Origin of the sequence: Spirillospora sp. CA-108201 (assembly GCF_050936235.1) — a bacterium.
GTDB lineage: Bacteria > Actinomycetota > Actinomycetes > Streptosporangiales > Streptosporangiaceae > Spirillospora.
In genome coordinates this window covers 8,939,694-8,958,387 of the sequence record NZ_JBNJNE010000001.1, presented here as the reverse complement: position 1 = coordinate 8,958,387, position 18,694 = coordinate 8,939,694, and the positions used below count along the sequence as shown (strand labels likewise).

The following is an 18,694-nucleotide window of genomic DNA, read 5'->3' as shown; positions in this document are numbered from 1 at the left end:
GACACAATAGGACGACTAGCACCAATTCGGCCACGCGCCCGCTGACCTGCGGCGGCGACTTGGGAGCGCTCCCATCACCGGGCTCAGGCGCGGCACTCCGCCCCGTTCAGGGTGAACCGCGAGGGAGCGCCGTTCGCGCCGTCCTGACTCCCGAGGAACCCGAACTCGGCCGTCCCGTGCGGCGGGATCGACCGGTTCCACTCCACGGCCGTCACGGTCACGGACGCCCCGTCCTGCGATCGGCCGCCGTTCCACAGCTGGGTGATCGACTGCCCGTCCGGGAAGGCGAAGCCCAGCGTCCAGCCGTCGATCGCGCCGTCGCCGAGGTTGGTGATCCGGACGGTCGCCTGGAAGCCCCGCGGCCACGTCCCGTCGAGGCGGTACGACACCGAGCACGCGGTCCGCGCGCCCGTCGTCCGGCCCGCGGCCGGCGGCGTCGCGGGCGGTTTCGCGCCGGCCTCGTCGGAGGAACCGGGCGCGAGGGCCGCCAGGAGCGCGGCCAGCGCGGTCAGCGCCCCGGCGACGCCCCCCGCGATCAGCAGCGGCCGCCGCCCGAACCCCCACGAAGACGGCGCGGGGTCGTCCAGGACGCGGGTCGGGTTCCGCGGCCGGTCCGGCGGCGCGGGGGCGGCGGGCACGACGGCGCCGGGCACGGGGAGCCGGACGCCCGAGGCGCCGGCCAGGAGGCGGGCCGCCTCGGCGGCGGCGGGACGCGCGCCGGCGTCCGCGGAGAGGCAGTCGCGGCAGAGCGCGGCGACCTCGTCCGGTGTGCCCTTCCGGAAGACGGACGAGGGCGTGGGCGGGGCGCCGGTCAGGCATTCGTGCAGGACGACGCCGAGGGAGTAGACGTCGGCCGCCGGGGTGGGGGGCGTCCCGCTCACCAGTTCGGGCGCCATGTAGGCGGGCGTGCCCATCACCGGCCCGCCCGCCGTGCCGGTGAACGCGATGCCGAAGTCGAGCACCTTCACCTCGACCGGGGTGAGGTAGACGTTCCCGGGCTTGATGTCGCGGTGCACGATGCCGGCGTCGTGGGCGGCGGCCAGGGCGTCGGCGACCCGGGCGCAGATCCCGGCCGCCTCCCGCCAGGGCAGCGGGCCGCGCGCCAGGCGCACGGACAGGCTCTCACCGTCCAGCAGCTCCATGACCACGTAGGGGATCCTGCGCGACTCGCGTCCCGAGGAGCTCCGCGGGCCGATCCGGTGCTCGCCGTAGTCGTACACGCCGGTGATGCCCGGGTGGGTCAGGGCCGCGGCGGCCTGCGCCTCCTGGCGCAGGCGCCGCGAGAACTCCTCCGGCCCGCCCTCCTTGGGGACCTTGACCGCGACGGCGCGGTCGAGGATGGTGTCGACCGCGCGCCAGACGGTCGCCATGCCGCCGGCGCCGAGAGGCCGCTCGACGCGGTAGCGCCCCCCGAGGCGTTCGCCCGGGGCGATGATCTCGGGCATGGACGCAGCCTATGCCGGACTCAGGGAACGAGGTACCGGCTGTCGCGGGCGTCGGTGATCGCCATGTGGCCGGGGGCGTGCCCGATGGCGAGCTTGGGGCGGGAGGCCGTCACCGCCGCCTGCGGGGTCACGCCGCAGGCCCAGAACACCGGGATCTCGTCGACCCGGATCTCGACCGGGTCGCCGAAGTCCGGGGCGGACAGGTCGTCGATGCCGAGCTCGACGGGGTCGCCGACGTGCACGGGCGCGCCGTGGACGGAGGGGTACCGGGCCGTCACGCGCACGGCGTCGGCCACCTGCGCGGCCGGGACGGGGCGCATCGAGACGACGAGCGGCCCGCCGAACTCGCCGGCGCGGCGGCACATCCGGTTCGTCCGGTACATCGGGACGTTGCGGTTCTGCTCGATGTGCCGGACGGGGACCCCGGCCTCGCGGAGCGCGTCCTCGAACGTGAAGCTGCACCCGATGAGGAACGAGACGAGGTCCTCGCGCCAGTAGGCGGTCACGTCGCCGACCTCGGCGACCGGCACCCCGTGCTCGTAGACGACGTAGCCGGGCAGGTCGGTGCGCAGGTCCCCGGCGAACAGCGGGGCGGAGGTCTCGCCGGGCTCGGTCACGTCCAGGACGGGGCACGGCTTGGGGTTGCGCTGCGCGAACAGCAGCAGGTCGAAGGCGTACTCGCGCGGCACGGCGATGAGGTTCGCCTGCGTCCAGCCGGCGCACCAGCCGGACGTCGGAACCCGCAGGCCGGCCCGGAACAGGGCCCTCGCCTGGTCCGGCGTGAGCGCGCCGGGGTCGAGGGGTGCGGTCATCGTCTGTCCTCCCGGAGGTTCGGTGGGGGGTGCGGCCGGAAGCGGAGCCGCTGGCCGGGACGGGCCTGGGCGGCGCGGCCGACGTCGGCGGAGGCGACCACCGCGATCACGGGGTAGCCGCCGGTGAGCGGGTGGTCGGCGAGGAACAGCACCGGCCGCCCGGACGGCGGGACCTGGAGGGCCCCGGTGACCGTCCCCTCGCTGGGCAGCTCGCCGCGCACGGCGTGCCTCAGTCCCGGCCCGTCCAGGCGCATGCCGACGCGGTCGATCTCGCTGGTCACCGTGTAGGCGGCGGAGAAGAGCGCGTCCAGCGCGCCGGGCGCGAACCAGTCGTGGCGCGGGCCGGGCATCGCGCGCAGTTCGACGTCGCCGCCGCGCGGCGGCGCGACGGGCGCGGCGTCCAGGAGCGGCGCGGCGGCGGGCGGCGGGCCGACGGGGAGCAGGTCGCCCGGCTTGAGCGGGGCGGGGCCGATCCCGGAGAGCGTGTCGGTGGAGCGGGACCCGAGGACGGGCGGGACGGCGACGCCGCCGCGCACGGCCAGGTAGCTGCGCAGGCCGGACGGCGGGGCGCCCATCCGCAGCTCGGCGGCGTCCGGGATGTGGAAGACGGAGTAGGGGGCCTCGGCGCGGCCGTCCACCAGCAGCGGGGCGGGCGCGCCCGTCACCGCGGCGAACACGCCGCCGCGGCAGCGCACGCGCAGGCCGCCGAAGGTGACCTCGACCGCGGCCTCCTCCTCGGGGTTGCCGAGCAGCCGGTTGGCGAGGCGGAACGAGCCCGGGTCCGCGGCGCCCGACACCCCCACGCCGAGCGCCGCGTGACCCGAGCGGCCCAGGTCCTGGACTGTCGCCAGGGGTCCTGTGTGGAGAACGTCCAGACCCCGCTTCAAGGTTCCCTCCGGAGTCTCACGGTTCCCTCCGGACGAACCGGACCAGCGTCCCGGGGCGCAGGAGGGCGGGCGGGTCGCGTTCGAGGTCCCATAGGACGGCCTCCGTGCGTCCGATGAGCCGCCAGCCGCCCGGGGACTCGACGGGGTAGACGCCGCTGAAGCGCCCGGCGAGGCCGACCGCGCCCGCCGGGACGCGGACGCGGGGCGTCGCGCGGCGCGGGACGCCCAGCCGCGGGTCGCCTCCCTCCAGGTAGCCGAATCCGGGCGCGAACCCGGTGAACGCGACCCGCCACGGGGTCCCGGTGTGCGCGGCGACGACCCCGCCGGGGGTGAGCCCGGTGAGGCGGGCGACCTCGGCGAGGTCGTCGCCGTCGTAAACGACAAGGATCTCGGCCTCGCCGGCGACCCCGTCCGCCGCGCCGGGCCGGGCGGCGCGCACCGCGGCGGCGACCGCGGACGGGTCGGCGGAGCCGTCGAGCAGGAGGGTCAGGGTGCGGGCCGCCGGGACGAGGTCGGCGACGCCGGGCGGCGGGGACGCCGCGAGGGCCGCGTACAGGCCGAGCATCGCCGGGAGGTCCGGCAGTTCGACCAGCAGCGCCGCGTCGCCGCTCGGGAGGATCCGCACCCCGCCCTCACTTCCACAGGTCGTCGAGCCCGGACAGGCTGTTCCAGCCCAGGTAGAGCGACAGCAGCCAGGCCGCCGCGCCGATGGCGAGGAGCCAGGCCGGGTACCGGTGGCCGCCGAGCAGGTCGCGGCGGCGGGCGGCGGCCCACAGCAGCACGGCGAGCCCGAACGGCAGGATCAGCCCGTTCAGCGCGCCCGCGAGGACGAGCAGCTTCGCCGGGGCGGTGCCGATCGCGAGGTAGATGGCGGTGGAGACGACGATGAACGCGACGACCAGCCGGTTGCGGTGCCGCTCGACGAAGGAGGAGAACGAGACGAGGAACGACACCGAGGTGTAGGACGCGCCGATGACCGAGGTGATCGCGGCGGACCACATGATCAGGCCGAAGACCCGCAGCCCGGCCTCGCCCGCCGCGTGCTCGAACGCCGAGGCGGGGGCGTTGTCCTTGGCGAGGGTCACCCCGCCGGCGACGACGCCGAGGACGGCGAGGAACAGCAGCACGCGCATCAGGCCGGTGACGAGGATCCCGGTGACGGCGCTGCGGTTGATCTCCTTGACGTTGTCCGGCCCGGTCACCCCGGACTCGATCATGCGGTGCGCGCCCGCGTAGGTGATGTAGCCGCCGACCGTCCCGCCGATGAGCGTCGTGATGACCAGGAAGTCGACGGTCTCCGGCGCGACGCTCTGGCGCAGCGCGTCCCCGAGGGGCGGGTCGGACACGAAGGCCACGTACAGGGTCAGCAGGATCATCACGCCGCCGAGCACGACGACGATCCGGTCCATCGCGACGCCGGCCCGCCGGACCAGGAAGATCGCGATGGCGGCCAGCGCGGAGACCGCGCCGCCGATCTTGACGTCCAGGCCGAGCAGCGCGTTGAGCCCGAGCGCGGTGCCGGCGACGTTGCCGATGTTGAACACCAGGCCGCCGAACACGTCGAGCGCGGCGAGGCCGTACCCGGCGCCCGGCAGGACGCGGTTGCCGAGTTCCTGGGCGCGCATCCCCGAGACGCCGACGACGCGCCAGACGTTCAGCTGGATCGCGACGTCCACCAGCACCGACACGAGGATCGCGAACGCGAACGCGGCGCCGAGCTCGGCGGTGAACACGGTGGTCTGGGTGATGAAGCCGGGGCCGATGGCGCTGGTGGCCATCAGGAACATCGCGCCGGTGAGCGCGGCGCGGCGCGAGCCGGCGGCGGGTTCCGTGGTCGTGTCGAGGGTCGCTGGGTCCGTCATGGCGGGGCCCTTCCAGGGGGTTCGACTTTCCGCAAGAGTAGGGATTGTTCAACAATCCATCAAGAGACCTGTTGATGCATTCTTCCGTCACCGGGGATAGGCTGGCCGCCCCGTTCCTTCGCGCGCCGTCGCGCGCCTCCCCCGGAAGGTGGTCGATGCCCGTGCCGGCGCAGGGCTCGTGGCTGACCGACATCGCGGCCGCCCGGCACGACCTCGACCGCACCAGCACCGCCGCGCGGATCGCCGGCCTGCTGCGCGAGCAGATCACCGACGGGCGGCTCGCCCCCGGCGAGCGCGTCCGCGAGGAGGAACTGGGCGAGGCCCTGAAGGTCTCGCGCAACACCGTGCGCGAGGCGTTCCGGCTGCTCGCGCAGGAGCGGCTGCTCGTCCACGAGTTCAACCGGGGCGTGTTCGTGCGCCGGGTCACCGCCGACGGCCTCGCCGACCTGTACCGGGTCCGGCGGATCCTGGAGTGCGAGGGCGTGCGGTGCGCGCGGGAGGCCCCCGCCGGGTCGCTCGGCCGGGTGGAGGCCGCGGTCCTGGACGGCGAGCGCGCCGCCGCCGCCGGGCGCTGGCCGGACGTCGGCACCGCCGACATCCGCTTCCACCAGGCCATCGCCGCGCTCGTGGGCAGCCCGCGGGTGGACGAGATGACCCAGCACCTGCTGGCCGAGATGCGCCTGGTCTTCCACGAGATGGGCTCGCCGCGCGAGTTCCACGAGCCCTACCTGGCCCGCAACCGGCGGATCCACGACCTGATGGCGGAGGGCGACCTCGCGGCCGCCGAGCGGGAGCTGCGCTCCTACCTCGACGACGCTGAGGCCCAGCTCACCGGGGCCTACCGAGAGCAGCCCCGCTAGGAGGCCGTGCGGGAGACCGTGCGGGAGACAGGGCTACGGAGCGTAGTTCATCACGTGGTCGTGCAGGAGCTGCGGCGCGGCCGGGTCGGCGCGGCGGAACGCCTCGATCAGCTCGGCGTGCTCGGCCGACTTGGAGTAGATCTCCGTCTGGTGCAGGCGCAGGGACAGGGTCGTCCACAGCTCGATGCCGAGCCCCTCCCACACCGAGACGAGCAGCCGGTTGCCGGCCGTCTCGACGATCTCGCGGTGGAAGGCGATGCTCAGGTGCATCTGCTCGTGCAGGTCGCCCTCCCGGGCGGCCTCGCCGAGCCGGCGGTTGTGCTCCTCCAGCGCGTCCAGGCAGCCGGCGAGCCGGGGCAGCGCCAGCTCCACGGCCGTCCGCTCCAGCCCGGCCCGGACGGGGAAGATCTCGGCCAGGTCCTGCTCGGTGAAGTCGCGGACCCGGGCGCCCCGGTTCGGCAGCGTCTCGATCAGCCGCTGCGCCTCCAGCTGGCGCAGCGCCTCACGGACGGGGCCCTGGCTCACGCCCAGCTCGGCGGCGATGCGGCGCTCGACGACGCGCTCCCCGGGCTCCCACCGGCCAGAGCTGATGCCCTCCACGATGAACTCGCGGATCTGGTCGGCGAGCCCGGTGCGGAGCAGCTGGTCGGAGGTCTTCACGAAACTGGATCGTAGCGCCACGGCCGGTAAGTGCCTCTTGACGGGTGGGCGGTTCGTGCGGGATACAATATGATCGATCATAGATCAATGATGATCGGGAGTGTCGTGGCGATCCTACGGCGCTGCCCCGGACAGAGGAAGGGCCGCCGATGGCTGAGACCGTCCAGTCGGTTGACAGGGCAGCACCGGCGCGGAGCCGGAAGGCGCGCGGCGCCAGGGCTCCCGAGCCGGAGACCGGTGCGGCGGCGCCTCCGGCGGCCGACGCCGGCACGCTCGTCGGCTACTACCGGCAGATGCTGCTGATCAGGCGCTTCGAGGAGCGGGCGGCCCGCGCCTACACCGAGGCCAAGATCGGCGGCTACTGCCACCTGAACCTCGGCGAGGAGGCCACGGTCGTCGGACTGATGGCCGCGCTGCGCCCCACCGACTACCTGTTCACCAACTACCGCGAGCACGGTTACGCCCTCGCCAAGGGCTTCAACGCGGTTGCCGGAGGGAGTGGGGGGTCGTCCCCCCACCAGGGCAGCAGGGCCGACCGCGTCATGGCCGAGCTGTACGGGCGGTCCACGGGCGTGTCCAAGGGCTGGGGCGGGTCGATGCACCTGTTCGACGCCGAGGCCCGGCTCCTCGGCGGGTACGGGATCGTCGGCGGGCAGGTGCCCCTCGCGGCCGGCGCGGCGCTCGCCGTCTCCTACAAGGGCGGCGACGAGGTCGTCATGTGCCAGATGGGCGACGGTACGACCGCGATCGGAGCCTTCCACGAGTCGCTGAACATCGCCGCCCTCTGGAACCTCCCGGTCGTCTTCGTCGTGATCAACAACGGTCTCGGCATGGGCACCACCGTGGAGAGCTCCGCGGCCGAGCCGGAGCTGTACCGGCGCGGCGCCGCGTACCGGATGGAGAGCCTGCGGGTGGACGGCGCCGACGTGGTCGCGGTGCGCGACGCCGCGCGCACCGCCGTCGAGCGCGCCCGCGCCGAGAGCCGGCCGTTCCTGCTGGAGACCGTCAGCCCCCGGTTGAAGGGCCACTCGGTCGTCGACCCGGCCCGCTACCGGTCCAAGGAGGAGAAGGAGGCCCTCAAGGCCGCCGACCCCCTGGCCAGGTTGGCGCTGGAGCTGGCGGAGGCCGGCATCCTCTCCGCCGACGACCGCGACCGCCTGGACGCCGAGGTGACGGCGGAGGTCGAGGCGGCCGCCGCGTTCGCCGACGCCAGCCCCGCCCCGGACGTCTCCACGCTGTTCGACTACACCTACGCCACCCCCGTCCCGGGCGAGCTGCGCCGGCTCCCCGCCGACCCCGTATTCGGTTCCTGAGAGGCATCCATGGCAACCGTGACCTACCGCCAGGCCCTCCGGGACACGCTCCGCGCCGAGATGCTCCGCGACGAGAACGTCTTCCTGTTGGGCGAGGAGATCGGGCTCTTCGAGGGCTCCTACAAGATCACCGAGGGGCTGCTGAAGGAGTTCGGGCCGCGCCGCGTGCGCGACACCCCGATCGCCGAGGAGGGCTTCGTCGGCGCCGCGATCGGCGCCGCCATGCTCGGCCTGCGCCCCGTCGTGGAGATCATGACGATCAACTTCTCGCTGCTGGCGCTCGACCAGATCGTCAACCACGCCGCGAAGATCTACGGCATGTTCGGCGGCCAGGCGAGCGTGCCGATGGTGATCCGCACGCCGGGCGGCGGCGGGCAGCAGCTCGGCGCCACCCACTCGCAGAACGTCGAGCTGTTCTACTCGTTCATCCCCGGCCTGAAGGTGCTCGCGCCGAGCACGCCCGCCGAGGCGTCGGCCATGCTGAAGGCCGCGATCCGCGACGACGACCCGGTGCTGTTCCTGGAGAACCTCGCCCTCTACAACAGCAAGGGCGAGCTGCCCGCCGCGGTCGAGGACGTCGAGCCCGCCGAGATCGGCCGTGCCGCCGTGACCCGCCCCGGCACCGACATCACGATCATCGGCTACTCCCGGATGGCGCGCGTCGCCTCGGAGGTCGCCGAGACCCTCGCCGCCGAGGGCGTCTCCGCCGAGGTCGTGGACCTGCGCAGCCTGCGCCCGCTCGACCGGCGGACCGTCGTCGAGTCCGTCCGCAAGACCGGCTGCGCCGTCGTGGCCGAGGACGACTGGCTGACCTACGGCATCGGCGCCGAGATCGCCGCGACGATCCAGGAGGGCGCGTTCGACTGGCTGGACGCCCCCGTCCGGCGCGTCGCGATGGCCGAGGTGCCGCTCCCCTACGCCAAGTCCCTGGAGACGGCGGCGCTGCCGTCCGCCGAGTCCCTGCTGACCGCCGTGCGCGCCACGCTCCGCGCGACCGGCCGCACCGCGCCGGGGACGGACGCCACGTCCCCGCGACCCGCTCTGGAGCCCGCGCGATGACCGAGATCCTCATGCCCCGCCTCTCCGACACGATGGAGGAGGGCGTCATCAGCTCCTGGCAGAAGCAGCCGGGAGACGAGGTCGCGGTCGGCGACGTCATCGTCGACATCGAGACCGACAAGGCGGTCATGGAGTACGAGGCCTACGAGGCCGGCGTGCTGGAGAAGATCCTCGTCGCCGAGGGCGAGACCGCGGCGATCGGCGCCCCGATCGCGGTGATCGCCCCCGCCGGCGGCGCCCGTCCCGAGGCCGCGCCCGCCGCTGAGGCGCGGCCCGCCGCCCGGCCCGAGCCGGCGCCCGCCCCCGAGGCGGCGCCCGAGCCGGCGCCGGTCGCCGCGGCCGCCCCGCCGCGGGCCCCGGGCCGTCCGGCCGCCTCCCGCCCGCCGTCGTCGCCGCTGGCGCGCCGGCTGGCCCGCGACCACGGCATCGACCTGGCCGGGCTGAGCGGCTCCGGTCCGGGCGGGCGCATCGTCCGCGCCGACATCGAGGCCGCCGTGCGCGCCGGCGGCCCGGCGGCTCCCGCTCCGGCCGCCGCCCAGGCCCCCGCCGCCTCCGCGCCGCCCGCGCCCAGCGTCCAGGTGCGGGCCGACGACCCGGACGTGGAGGCCGTCCCGCTGAACCGCTTCCGCAAGGTCGCCGCCAGGCGGCTGACCGAGAGCAAGCGCGAGGCGCCGCACTTCTACCTGAACCGCGAGGTGGACGCCGGGGCCCTGCTGGCGTTCCGCGCGACCGTCAACGAGGCGCTCGCCCCGGCGAAGGTCAGCGTGAACGACCTGGTCGTGAAGGCGGTCGCGACGGCGCTGCGCGAGCACCCGGCGGTGAACGTCTCCTACACCGAGGAGAACCTGCTCTTCCACAAGCGGGTGCACGTCGGCGTGGCGGTCGCGGTCGAGGACGGCCTCGTCGTGCCGGTCGTGCGCGACGCCGACCGCATGAGCGTGTCACAGATCGGCCAGGAGACCCGCGAGCTCGCCGCCAAGGCCCGCGACGGCAAGCTGTCCGCCCGGGAGATGAGCGGCGGCACGTTCAGCGTCAGCAACCTCGGCATGTTCGGCGTGGACTCGTTCTCCGCGGTGATCAACCCGCCGGAGGCCGCCATCCTCGCCGTGGGCGCCGTCCGCGACGAGCCGGTCGTCCGCGACGGCCAGGTCGTCCCCGGCAAGCGCATGACGGTGACCCTGTCGGTCGACCACCGCGCCACCGACGGCGCGACGGCCGCGAAGTTCCTGGCCCGCCTCGCCGAGCTGCTCCAGAACCCGCTGCTCATCGTCGCGTAGCCCCGTACGGAACGTGGAAGGGCCCTCGCCGCCGGCGGCGAGGGCCCTTCGGCGTCCTGCCGGGGTCAGAGCATGACGCGGCCGCCGGTGACGTCGAGGGTGAGGCCCGTCAGCCAGGCGGACTGGGTCGAGGCGAGGAAGAGCGCGGCGGCCGCCACGTCGCCCGGTTCGCCGAGGCGGGCGAGCGGGTGGGAGGCGGCCACGGCGGCCTGGGTCTCCGCCGGCATGAACCGCGCGGTGCGCTCGGTGCGGATCGTGCCGGGGGCGACGCAGTTGACGCGGACGCCGTCCTGCCCGGCCTCGGCGGCGGCGTGCCGGGTGAGGGCCTGGACGCCCGCCTTGGCGGCCTCGTAGGCGACGGGCGCTCCCCAGGGGTTGCCGAGCTCCCGGCCGCCGCCGCCCGGCAGGTTCGTCGGCAGGCGCCCGGCCGACGACGACATCGTCACGATCGAACCGGCCTTCCGCTCCTGCATGCCGGGCAGGAACGCCTTCAGGGTGAGGAAGGTCGCGGTGAGGTTGCCGTCCAGGACCGACCTCCACTCCTCCTCGGTCATGGACGCGGTCGGGCCGGGACGCGCGATGCCCCCGCCCGCGAAGGCGCACAGGGCGCCGGCCGGGCCCAGCTCGTCCTCGATCCGCAGGCGCGCGGACTCGACCGCGGCCAGGTCGGTGACGTCGGCCGCGACGCCGATCCCGCCGGTCTCCCCGGCCACCCGGTCGAGCGCCGCCCGGTCGCGTCCGATGGCGGCGACCCGGGCGCCCTCGGCCGCGAACGCGTGCGCCGTGGCGGCGCCGATGCCGCGCGAGCCGCCGGTGATGACCACGACCATGCCGTTGAGCTCGGGATACATCGGTTCCTCCTCGTCGGGTGCCTTCCGCTCCGATTCTGAGTGAGCGCTCACTCATTGTCAAGCGAGGGCGGCCGGGGTGTGGCCGTATCCGGCCGGCGGCGGGGCCGGACCAATCAGATCCGGCGGGGGCCGCGAAGTATCCGCGGGCATGGCGAAGAGACCGGTCGATCCGGCGCCGCGGCACCACGGCCCAGCGCCACCGACAGGCGCCGCCGCGGCGGGCACCCGGGGACCGGCGAGGGATCCACGATGCCGACACTCCATCCAGCACGGGGACCGTCCAGGGCGCGGCTCGTCGCGATGGCCGCCGCCGGGGGCCTGCTGCTCGCGGGCGGGTTCGCCGGACTCGCGCCGCGGCAGGGCACCGCGTCCAGCCACCGCGAGGCGCCGCTCATCTCGGGGCAGCCGCAGTACGACAACACCGACGTGTACGCGTTCGTCAGTCCGGACCGGCCGGACACCACCACCTTGATCGCGAACTTCGTCCCGTTCCAGGACCCGGCGGGCGGGCCGAACTTCTCCACGTTCGCGCGGGACGCCAGATACGACCTGAACATCGACAACGACGGCGACTCGCTGCCCGACCTCACCTACCGGTTCCGCTTCCACGACCGGCTGAAGAACGCGAACACCTTCCTCTACAACACCGGGCCGGTGACGAGCCTGGACGACCCCGACCTCGACTTCACCCAGACCTACGACCTGACGCTGGTCCGGCGGGTCGACGGCCAGGTGCGGAGCGTGCGCACGCTCGCCGAGAACGCACCCGTCGCGCCGTCCAACGTGGGCAGGGCGTCCATGCCGGACTACGCGAGGCTGCGCGCGCAGGCGGTCAGGCCGCTCGGCGACGGGACGGCGTCGTTCGCCGGGCAGGCCGACGACCCGTTCTTCCTCGACCTGCGGGTGTTCGACCTGCTCTACGGGGCGAACCTCAAGGAGGTCGGCAACGACACCCTGAGCGGCTACAACGTCAACACGGTCGCGCTGCAGATCCCGACGCGCCACCTCGTCGGGGGCCACGACCCGGTGATCGGGGTGAACTCGACCGTGTCGAGGCTCTCCGCGTCCGGCGCGTACGCGCAGGTGTCGCGGCTCGGGAGCCCGCTGGTGAACGAGGTGGTCATCCCGCGCGGGAGGAAGGACGCCTTCAACGCGTCCACCCCGTGGGGGGACGCGCAGTTCGCCGGGTTCGTCACCGACCCCGAGCTGCCGAAGCTCATCGAGAAGATCTACAAGATCCCGGCGCCGCCCGGGCCGCGCGACGACCTCGTCCAGGCGTTCCTCACGGGCGTGCCGGGGCTGAACAAGCCGGCGCACGTGCGGCCAGCGGAGCTGCTGCGGCTGAACACCTCGGTCCGGCCGGCCGCGAAGCCGGACCGGCTGGGGGTGCTCGGCGGCGACAAGGCGGGCTTCCCGAACGGGCGGCGGCTCGCCGACGACGTCGTCGACATCGAACTCCAGGCCGTCGAGGGCGAGCTGCTCGGCAAGAAGAACGACCTCGGCGACGCGGTCAACGCCAACGACGCCGGGTTCGGCACGAGCTTCCCGTACGTGGCCCAGCCCCACTCGGGGTCGGACGTGCGCGGCGCGAAGAAGCCGGGGGCGAAGGCCGCGGGCGCGGCGGGCGGGGGCGACGGCGGAAAGGTGAACTTCCTCAACGCGGGCGCCGCCGAGAGCACCTCGGACGGCGAGGGCGGGACGATCCCGCCGGCGCCGGTCGCGGCGGTGGCGGGCGCGGGGGCGTTCGTGCTGACCGGCGGGCTGCTGTGGCTGCGCCGCCGGCGGCCCTCGGCGGGACGGCACCAGAACTGATGCGTCCCCTCCTCACCGGGGCCTCGGTGGCGGGGCTCGTCGCGGCGCTCACCCTCGGATCGGCGGCCGCGTTCGGCCGCCCCTCCGGGGAGCGCGCCGCGGCGGCTCCGCCCGGGGCCCCCGCCCCGGGCATCGCCGGCCTGCAGACGAGGCTGCGCGAGCAGCCCCGCGACGCCGCCGGCTGGGCGTCCCTCGGTATCGCCTACGTGGAGCGGGCCCGGGTGACCGCGGACCCGACGTACTACCCGAAGGCGGATGAGGCGCTCCGCCGCTCCCTCCGGGAGGCCCCGGGGAACGACGGCGCGCTGGCCGGGCTCGGCGCGCTCGCGGCGGCGCGCCACGACTTCCATGGTGCGCTGCGGTACGCGGACGGGGCGCTCAGGGCGAACCCCTACGGGCAGCGGGCCGCCGCCGTCCGGGTGGACGCGCTGGTGGAGCTCGGCCGCCACGGGGACGCGCTGGCCGCCGCCCGGCGGGGGGACGCCGTCCGCCCGGGGATTCCGATCTTCACCCGGCTCGCCTACGTGCGCGAGCTGCGCGGCGAGGTCGCGGAGGCGCGCCGGGTGCTGGGGCTCGCGCGGGCCTCCGCGACCGACCGCGGCGACCTGGCCTACATCGCCGTCCAGCTCGGCGAGCTGGCCTGGAACGACGGCGACCTCGGCCGGGCGCGGCGCGAGTACGCCGAGGCGCTGCGCCTGTCCCCCGGCCACCTGCCCGCCATGGACGGCGAGGCCCGCGTCAGGGCCGCGCGGGGCGACACGGCCGGGGCGCTCGCCGAGCGCGCCGCGATCGTCCGGCGGCTCCCGCTGCCGCAGTACCTCACCGAGTACGGGGAGCTGCTGGAGTCGGCCGGACGCCGGGACGAGGCGGAACGGCAGTACGCGGTCGCGGCGGCGTGGTCGCGGATCGCGCGGGCCAACGGCGTCGACGCCGACCTGGAGACCGCGCTGTCCGAGAGCGACCACGGCGACGCCGGGGACGCGCTGCGCGCGGCGCGGGCCGAGTACCGGCGGCGCTGCCCGGACGCGGAGGCGCGGCAGTGCGGCGTGCACGCGGCCGACGCCCTGGCCTGGGCGCTGCACGTCAACGGGCGGGACGGCGAGGCCCTCCGCTACGCCCGGCAGGCGACGGCCACCGGATACCGCCGCGCGTCCTTCCGGTTCCATCTCGGCGTCATCGAGAAGGCCCTCGGCGAGCGCGCCGCCGCGCGGCGCGACCTGGCCGATTCGCTGCGCCGCAACCCCGACTTCTCCCCGCTGTGGGCGCCGCGCGCCAAGGCGGCCCTGCACGACCTGGAAGGCCCATCATGATCGTTCTCGCGCTCGCCGCCGGGATGCTCGCCGCGCATCCCCTGGGCAACTTCACCGTCAACCACTACGACGGGCTGGTCGCGGCGCCGCACGAGCTGCGGATCGACCACGTCGAGGACCTCGCCGAGATCCCCGCGGCGCAGGCGATGCCGGGGATCGACGCCGACCACGACGGGCGCCCGTCGAGCGGCGAGCTCGCGGGCTGGGCGGACGGGGCCTGCGCGCGGGCGGCCTCGTCCCTGCGCGTCGCGGTGGACGGGCGGCCCGCCACCGCGACGGTCGCGTCCGCCGCCGCGTCGGCGCCGCGCGGGCAGGCGGGGCTGGCGACGCTGCGGCTCGAATGCCGGATCACCGCGCCCGCCGGGCCGGGGGCGGTCTCGTTCCGGGCGGGCGGCGCCGACGGCCGGATCGGCTGGCGGGAGATCACCGCGCGGGGCGACCGGATGACGCTCGCCGCGTCCGACGTGCCCGAGGCGTCGCGCAGCCGCCGCCTCACCGCCTACCCGGCCGACACCCTCTCCTCCCCCTCGACCGGTGGTCGGCGGTCCTCGACGTGCGGGCGGGCGGGCCGCCGCTCGCGGCCACCGCGTCCGGCGGCGGGCCCGAGGCGCTGCTGCCGCGCGGCGCCGACGGGCTGACGCGGCGGTTCACGTCGCTGGTCGCGCGGCATGACCTCTCCCCCGGCTTCGCGGCGCTGGCGTTCCTGGTCGCGCTGCTGCTCGGCGCGCTGCACGCGCTCGCGCCCGGCCACGGCAAGACGATCATGGCGGCGCACGCGGTCGGGGACGGGCGGCGCCGGACGCGCGACGTCCTCGCGCTCGGCCTGACGGTCACGCTCACCCACACGGCCGGCGTCCTCGCCCTCGGCCTGCTCGTGACGACCGGGGCCCTGCTGGCCCCCGAGGCGCTGTTCCCGTGGCTCGGCGCGGCGGGCGGCGTCCTCGTGACGGCGGCGGGGGCGCTGCTGCTGCGGCGCGCCCTGCGCAACCGCCGCCACGGTCATGGGCATGGGCACGGGCATGGGCACGGTCACGAGCAGGGCCGTTCACGGCGCGGCGGCGTCGTGCTGATGGGGCTGGCCGGCGGCATGGTGCCGAGCCCGTCGGCGGTCGTGGTGCTGGTCGGCGGCGCGGCGATCGGACGCGCGTGGTTCGGGGTCGTGCTGGTCCTGGCCTACGGGCTCGGACTGGCCGCCGCGCTCTTGGGGATCGGCCTCCTCGTCGCCGGCTCCGCCCGCGCGCTGGCGCGGCGCATTCCGGCCATGCGGTTCCGGCTCCCCGGCGCGATGATGCCGGTAGGGGCGTCCGCGACGGTGGTCGTCCTCGGGCTGGGACTCACGGTGCGGAGCCTGGTCCTGTGATTTCCGATCCTGGGCGGCCCCGGACGCGTAGTGCCGGATGGACGGCCCACGGAGGGGAGCGCGGGATGCCGGCAGAGACGGGACCGCCGGACGGCGGCACGGTGTCCGGGCATGACCCGGACGCGCTGCTCGGCCGGACGGCGCGCGGCGACGAGCGCGCGTTCGAGCTGCTGTACGACGTCGTCGCGCCGCCCGTGCACGGGCTGGTGCGGCGGGTCGTCCGCGATCCCGCGATGGCGGAGGAGGTGACGCAGGAGGTGATGATCGAGGTGTGGCGCTCCGCGGCCCGCCACGACCCGGGCCGCGGCGGCGCGAGGGCGTGGATCCTGACGATCGCGCACCGCCGGGCCGTGGACCGCGTGCGGCGCGAGCAGGCCGCGGGCGAGCGCGAGGCGAGGACCGCCCACCCCGGGGCGGGCGGCGGGCACGACCCGGTGGGCGAGCGGGTCGAGGCGCGCCTGGAGCACGAGCGGGTGCGGCGCTGCCTCGGGACCCTCACGCGCCTGCAGCGCGAGTCGGTGACGCTCGCCTACTACGGCGGGCACTCCTATCGTGAGGTGGCCGCTCTGGTGGGCGCGCCGCCGAACACGGTGCGGACCCGGATGCGCGACGGCATCATCCGCCTGCGCGACTGCCTGGGGGTGGAACGGTGACGGACGATCTGCACGCCCTCGCCGGCGCGTACGCGCTGGACGCGATCGACGACGCCGGGGAGCGGCGGTCGTTCGAGGAGCACCTCGCCGGGTGCGAGACGTGCGCGACCGAGCTGCGCGGGTTCCGGGCGACGACGGCCCGGCTGGGCATGGCGGTCGCCGAGGCCCCGCCGGCGCGGCTGCGCGCCCGGGTGCTGGCGGACGTCCGCGACGTCCGGCAGCTGCCGCCCGCCTCCCCGCGCCGGGACTCCGGCGTCCGGCCGATGCGGCCGAGGCGGTGGCGGCGCGCCGCCGCGGCCGGGCTGGCCGCGGCCGCGTGCCTGGTGACGGCCGCGTCCGTCGGGGCGGCGGTCCACGAACGGCAGCGCACGGAGCGCACGGAGGCCGCCTACCGGGACGTGGCGTCGGTGCTGTCGGCGCCGGACGCGCGCTCGGCGACGGGCCGCGCCGCGGGCGGCGGGACGGTCACGGTCGTCGCGTCCGCGTCGCGCGGCGGGGTGGTCGTGGCCTCGTCCGGGCTGCGGGCGCTGCCGTCCTCGCGGGCCTACCAGCTGTGGCTGATCGGCGCGGGCGGCCCCCGCTCGGCGGGCCTGCTGCCGGGCGACCCGGGGCGTCCGGTCGTCGCCGGGACGTGGCGGCCGCGGGACAGGATCGGCGTGACCGTGGAGCCCGCCGGCGGGTCGGCGCGGCCGACGACGGCGCCGCTCGTCCTGCTGGACGTCGCGTGATCCACTTGTCGTCCGACTGACGATATGTGATCATTGCGAGCATGTCGGTGAACGTCCCGCTCGGCCCGCTGCTCGACCCCGCCTTCCATCTCGGGACGGTCCCCACGACGTGGGCGGAGCTGCTCGGCTTCGCCACCGGCGCGGTCAACGTGTGGCTCGTCGTCCGGCAGAACATCGCGAACTGGCCGATCGGCATCGCGAACGTGATCCTGCTCGGCCTGGTGTTCCTGGACGGCGGCCTCTACGCCGACGCCGGGCTCCAGGTCGTCTACGTCGCGCTCCAGCTCTACGGCTGGTGGGTGTGGCTGTACGGCGGGGACGGCCGCGACCGGCTCCCGGTGCGGCGCACGCGGGGCGCCGAGTGGGCGGCGCTGATCGCCGCGGGCGTCGCGGGGACGGCCCTGCTGACCTGGGCGCTGTCCGCCTGGACCGACTCCACCGTGCCGTTCTGGGACGCCCTCACCACCGCGCTCTCCCTCATGGCGACCTACGGGCAGTCGCGCAAGCTGCTGGAGTCGTGGTGGCTGTGGATCACCGCCGACCTCGTCTACATCCCGCTGTACTTCACCAAGGACCTCAAGCTCACCAGCGCCCTCTACCTCGTCTTCCTGGCGCTGTGCGTGTCCGGGCTGCTGGCCTGGCGCCGCGACCTGCGCGCGCGGCCCCTCGCCCCGGCGGCGGCCGTATGAAGCACGAGCACGGCCTCGTCATCGGCAAGTTCTATCCGCCGCACGCGGGGCACCACCATCTGATCGACGCGGCCGCCGCGTCCTGCGCCCGCGTGAGCGTCGTCGTCGCGGCGTCCACCGCGGAGAGCGTCCCGCTCGCGCTGCGGACGGCGTGGCTGCGCGAGGCGCACCGGCAGCCGCACGTGGAGATCGTCCCGGTGGTGGACGACGCGGAGATCGACTACGGGTCCGACGAGGCCTGGTCGGCGCACGTCGCGGCGTTCCGGGCGGGCCTGGCGATGCGGTCGGGGCTCGGCGTCGCGGTCCCGCCGGTCGACGCGGTGTTCAGCTCGGAGGCGTACGGGCCGGAACTGGCGGAGCGCTTCTCGGCGGCGCACGTCGCGGTCGACCCGCCGCGCGAGCGCTTCCCGGTGAGCGGCACCGCCGTGCGGAAGGACCCGGTGGGAAACTGGGACCACCTCTCTCCGCCCGTCCGGGCGTATCTGGCGCGACGGGTCGTGGTCGTGGGCGCCGAGTCGACCGGCACGACCACGCTCGCCCGCGCCCTCGCGGTCCACTACGCGGAACGGGGCGGGGTGTGGGCGGCGACCCGGTGGGTGCCGGAGTACGGCCGGACGTTCACCGAGGAGAAGCTGGCCGCCGCGCGGCGGCGCGCGGGCGACCCGTCCCTGTGGCTGGACGACCTGGTGTGGGAGTCGGCCGAGTTCACCGAGATCGCCGAGCGCCACGCGGCCCTGGAGGACGCGGCGGCCCGGTCGGGCTCGCCGCTGCTGGTCTGCGACACCGACGCCTTCGCCACGGCGATCTGGCATGAGCGCTACCTGGGGGCGCCGGCCCCCGAGGTCGAGGCCGTCCACGGGCGGACCCCGCACCACCTGTGGATCCTGACCGATCCCGAGGGCGTCCCCTTCGAGCAGGACGGCTGGCGCGACGGCGAGCTGATCAGGTCGTGGATGTCGGGACGCCTCCGGGACGAACTGGAGAAGCAGGGCCTTCCGCACATCACCGTGACGGGCCCCCACGAGCGCCGCCTGGCCGCCGCCGTCGAGGCGACCGACGCCCTGCTCGCCGAGGGCTGGCACTTCAGCCCACCGCTGACCCCCTGACCCCGCGGCG

19 protein-coding genes are annotated in these 18,694 nt (G+C 75.4%); 12 read left to right on the top strand and 7 right to left on the bottom strand.

Annotated elements, in window-relative coordinates:
- Nucleotides 1-83: 83 nt before the first annotated feature.
- The 5 genes from ACQEU6_RS42855 to ACQEU6_RS42835 are packed head-to-tail and all read right to left on the bottom strand — an operon-like array spanning nucleotide 84 to nucleotide 5,006.
- Nucleotides 84-1,445: a protein kinase domain-containing protein gene (locus ACQEU6_RS42855; RefSeq protein ID WP_499339536.1), complete on the bottom strand. Its 1,362-nt coding sequence runs from the start codon at nucleotides 1,443-1,445 to the stop codon at nucleotides 84-86.
- Nucleotides 1,446-1,465: 20 nt separating this feature from the next.
- Nucleotides 1,466-2,257, bottom strand: coding sequence for a putative hydro-lyase (locus ACQEU6_RS42850; RefSeq protein ID WP_499339535.1), 792 nt, complete (start codon nucleotides 2,255-2,257; stop codon nucleotides 1,466-1,468).
- The gene (locus ACQEU6_RS42845) at nucleotides 2,254-3,144 is read right to left on the bottom strand and encodes a 5-oxoprolinase subunit C family protein (protein WP_499339534.1); all 891 of its coding nucleotides are present in this window, start codon (nucleotides 3,142-3,144) and stop codon (nucleotides 2,254-2,256) included. The genes ACQEU6_RS42850 and ACQEU6_RS42845 overlap by 4 nt, the downstream gene beginning before the upstream one ends.
- A gap of 16 nt (nucleotides 3,145-3,160) precedes the next feature.
- Nucleotides 3,161-3,769, bottom strand: a complete 609-nt coding sequence (locus tag ACQEU6_RS42840; RefSeq protein WP_499339533.1) for a 5-oxoprolinase subunit B family protein — start codon at nucleotides 3,767-3,769, stop codon at nucleotides 3,161-3,163.
- Nucleotides 3,770-3,776: 7 nt separating this feature from the next.
- Entirely contained in the window at nucleotides 3,777-5,006 is a 1,230-nt protein-coding gene (locus ACQEU6_RS42835; RefSeq protein WP_499339532.1) for an NRAMP family divalent metal transporter, read from the bottom strand.
- Between the two features lie 155 nt (nucleotides 5,007-5,161).
- Between ACQEU6_RS42835 and ACQEU6_RS42830 the strand changes: the two genes are divergently transcribed.
- Nucleotides 5,162-5,866 (top strand): GntR family transcriptional regulator, encoded by a 705-nt coding sequence (locus ACQEU6_RS42830; protein ID WP_499339531.1) that lies wholly within the window; start codon nucleotides 5,162-5,164, stop codon nucleotides 5,864-5,866.
- Between the two features lie 33 nt (nucleotides 5,867-5,899).
- Here ACQEU6_RS42830 and ACQEU6_RS42825 read toward each other — a convergent pair whose 3' ends face one another.
- The gene (locus ACQEU6_RS42825; protein ID WP_499339530.1) at nucleotides 5,900-6,526 is read right to left on the bottom strand and encodes a GntR family transcriptional regulator; all 627 of its coding nucleotides are present in this window, start codon (nucleotides 6,524-6,526) and stop codon (nucleotides 5,900-5,902) included.
- 149 nt (nucleotides 6,527-6,675) lie between these two features.
- Here ACQEU6_RS42825 and pdhA point away from each other — a divergent pair, with 149 nt between their 5' ends.
- The 3 genes from pdhA to ACQEU6_RS42810 are packed head-to-tail and all read left to right on the top strand — an operon-like array spanning nucleotide 6,676 to nucleotide 10,175.
- A complete protein-coding gene (pdhA, locus tag ACQEU6_RS42820) occupies nucleotides 6,676-7,839 on the top strand; it encodes a pyruvate dehydrogenase (acetyl-transferring) E1 component subunit alpha (RefSeq protein WP_499339529.1) in 1,164 nt (387 codons plus the stop codon).
- Nucleotides 7,840-7,848: 9 nt separating this feature from the next.
- Nucleotides 7,849-8,898 (top strand): alpha-ketoacid dehydrogenase subunit beta, encoded by a 1,050-nt coding sequence (locus tag ACQEU6_RS42815; protein WP_499339528.1) that lies wholly within the window; start codon nucleotides 7,849-7,851, stop codon nucleotides 8,896-8,898.
- Nucleotides 8,895-10,175 (top strand): dihydrolipoamide acetyltransferase family protein, encoded by a 1,281-nt coding sequence (locus ACQEU6_RS42810; protein WP_499339527.1) that lies wholly within the window; start codon nucleotides 8,895-8,897, stop codon nucleotides 10,173-10,175. The genes ACQEU6_RS42815 and ACQEU6_RS42810 overlap by 4 nt, the downstream gene beginning before the upstream one ends.
- Before the next feature lie 65 nt (nucleotides 10,176-10,240).
- Here ACQEU6_RS42810 and ACQEU6_RS42805 read toward each other — a convergent pair whose 3' ends face one another.
- Entirely contained in the window at nucleotides 10,241-11,026 is a 786-nt protein-coding gene (locus ACQEU6_RS42805; RefSeq protein ID WP_499339526.1) for an SDR family NAD(P)-dependent oxidoreductase, read from the bottom strand.
- 249 nt (nucleotides 11,027-11,275) lie between these two features.
- Here ACQEU6_RS42805 and ACQEU6_RS42800 point away from each other — a divergent pair, with 249 nt between their 5' ends.
- The 8 genes from ACQEU6_RS42800 (at nucleotide 11,276) to ACQEU6_RS42765 (ending at nucleotide 18,684) form a co-directional block, all read left to right on the top strand.
- Entirely contained in the window at nucleotides 11,276-12,838 is a 1,563-nt protein-coding gene (locus ACQEU6_RS42800; RefSeq protein WP_499339525.1) for a DUF4331 domain-containing protein, read from the top strand.
- A complete protein-coding gene (locus ACQEU6_RS42795) occupies nucleotides 12,793-14,148 on the top strand; it encodes a tetratricopeptide repeat protein (RefSeq protein WP_499339524.1) in 1,356 nt (451 codons plus the stop codon). The genes ACQEU6_RS42800 and ACQEU6_RS42795 overlap by 46 nt, the downstream gene beginning before the upstream one ends.
- On the top strand, nucleotides 14,145-14,786 hold the full coding sequence (locus ACQEU6_RS42790) for a hypothetical protein (RefSeq protein WP_499339523.1): 642 nt from the start codon (nucleotides 14,145-14,147) through the stop codon (nucleotides 14,784-14,786). The genes ACQEU6_RS42795 and ACQEU6_RS42790 overlap by 4 nt, the downstream gene beginning before the upstream one ends.
- Nucleotides 14,702-15,508, top strand: a complete 807-nt coding sequence (locus tag ACQEU6_RS42785) for a hypothetical protein (protein WP_499339522.1) — start codon at nucleotides 14,702-14,704, stop codon at nucleotides 15,506-15,508. The genes ACQEU6_RS42790 and ACQEU6_RS42785 overlap by 85 nt, the downstream gene beginning before the upstream one ends.
- A 65-nt stretch (nucleotides 15,509-15,573) precedes the next feature.
- Entirely contained in the window at nucleotides 15,574-16,161 is a 588-nt protein-coding gene (gene sigK / locus ACQEU6_RS42780; RefSeq protein ID WP_499339521.1) for an ECF RNA polymerase sigma factor SigK, read from the top strand.
- A complete protein-coding gene (locus ACQEU6_RS42775) occupies nucleotides 16,158-16,889 on the top strand; it encodes an anti-sigma factor (RefSeq protein WP_499339520.1) in 732 nt (243 codons plus the stop codon). The genes sigK and ACQEU6_RS42775 overlap by 4 nt, the downstream gene beginning before the upstream one ends.
- Before the next feature lie 41 nt (nucleotides 16,890-16,930).
- On the top strand, nucleotides 16,931-17,578 hold the full coding sequence (gene pnuC / locus ACQEU6_RS42770; RefSeq protein ID WP_499339519.1) for a nicotinamide riboside transporter PnuC: 648 nt from the start codon (nucleotides 16,931-16,933) through the stop codon (nucleotides 17,576-17,578).
- The gene (locus ACQEU6_RS42765) at nucleotides 17,575-18,684 is read left to right on the top strand and encodes an AAA family ATPase (protein ID WP_499339518.1); all 1,110 of its coding nucleotides are present in this window, start codon (nucleotides 17,575-17,577) and stop codon (nucleotides 18,682-18,684) included. The genes pnuC and ACQEU6_RS42765 overlap by 4 nt, the downstream gene beginning before the upstream one ends.
- The last annotated feature ends 10 nt before the right edge of the window (nucleotides 18,685-18,694 follow it).

What these genes read in the sequence shown, in the direction of transcription:
- pnuC (WP_499339519.1), top strand. Translation starts at nt 16,931, where the DNA reads ATGTCGGTGAACGTCCCGCTCGGCCCGCTGCTCGACCCCGCCTTCCAT.
- ACQEU6_RS42855 (WP_499339536.1), bottom strand. Translation starts at nt 1,445, where the DNA reads ATGCCCGAGATCATCGCCCCGGGCGAACGCCTCGGGGGGCGCTACCGC.
- sigK (WP_499339521.1), top strand. Translation starts at nt 15,574, where the DNA reads ATGCCGGCAGAGACGGGACCGCCGGACGGCGGCACGGTGTCCGGGCAT.
- ACQEU6_RS42815 (WP_499339528.1), top strand. Translation starts at nt 7,849, where the DNA reads ATGGCAACCGTGACCTACCGCCAGGCCCTCCGGGACACGCTCCGCGCC.
- ACQEU6_RS42810 (WP_499339527.1), top strand. Translation starts at nt 8,895, where the DNA reads ATGACCGAGATCCTCATGCCCCGCCTCTCCGACACGATGGAGGAGGGC.
- pdhA (WP_499339529.1), top strand. Translation starts at nt 6,676, where the DNA reads ATGGCTGAGACCGTCCAGTCGGTTGACAGGGCAGCACCGGCGCGGAGC.
- ACQEU6_RS42790 (WP_499339523.1), top strand. Translation starts at nt 14,145, where the DNA reads ATGATCGTTCTCGCGCTCGCCGCCGGGATGCTCGCCGCGCATCCCCTG.
- ACQEU6_RS42835 (WP_499339532.1), bottom strand. Translation starts at nt 5,006, where the DNA reads ATGACGGACCCAGCGACCCTCGACACGACCACGGAACCCGCCGCCGGC.
- ACQEU6_RS42830 (WP_499339531.1), top strand. Translation starts at nt 5,162, where the DNA reads ATGCCCGTGCCGGCGCAGGGCTCGTGGCTGACCGACATCGCGGCCGCC.
- ACQEU6_RS42805 (WP_499339526.1), bottom strand. Translation starts at nt 11,026, where the DNA reads ATGTATCCCGAGCTCAACGGCATGGTCGTGGTCATCACCGGCGGCTCG.
- ACQEU6_RS42800 (WP_499339525.1), top strand. Translation starts at nt 11,276, where the DNA reads ATGCCGACACTCCATCCAGCACGGGGACCGTCCAGGGCGCGGCTCGTC.
- ACQEU6_RS42765 (WP_499339518.1), top strand. Translation starts at nt 17,575, where the DNA reads ATGAAGCACGAGCACGGCCTCGTCATCGGCAAGTTCTATCCGCCGCAC.
- ACQEU6_RS42850 (WP_499339535.1), bottom strand. Translation starts at nt 2,257, where the DNA reads ATGACCGCACCCCTCGACCCCGGCGCGCTCACGCCGGACCAGGCGAGG.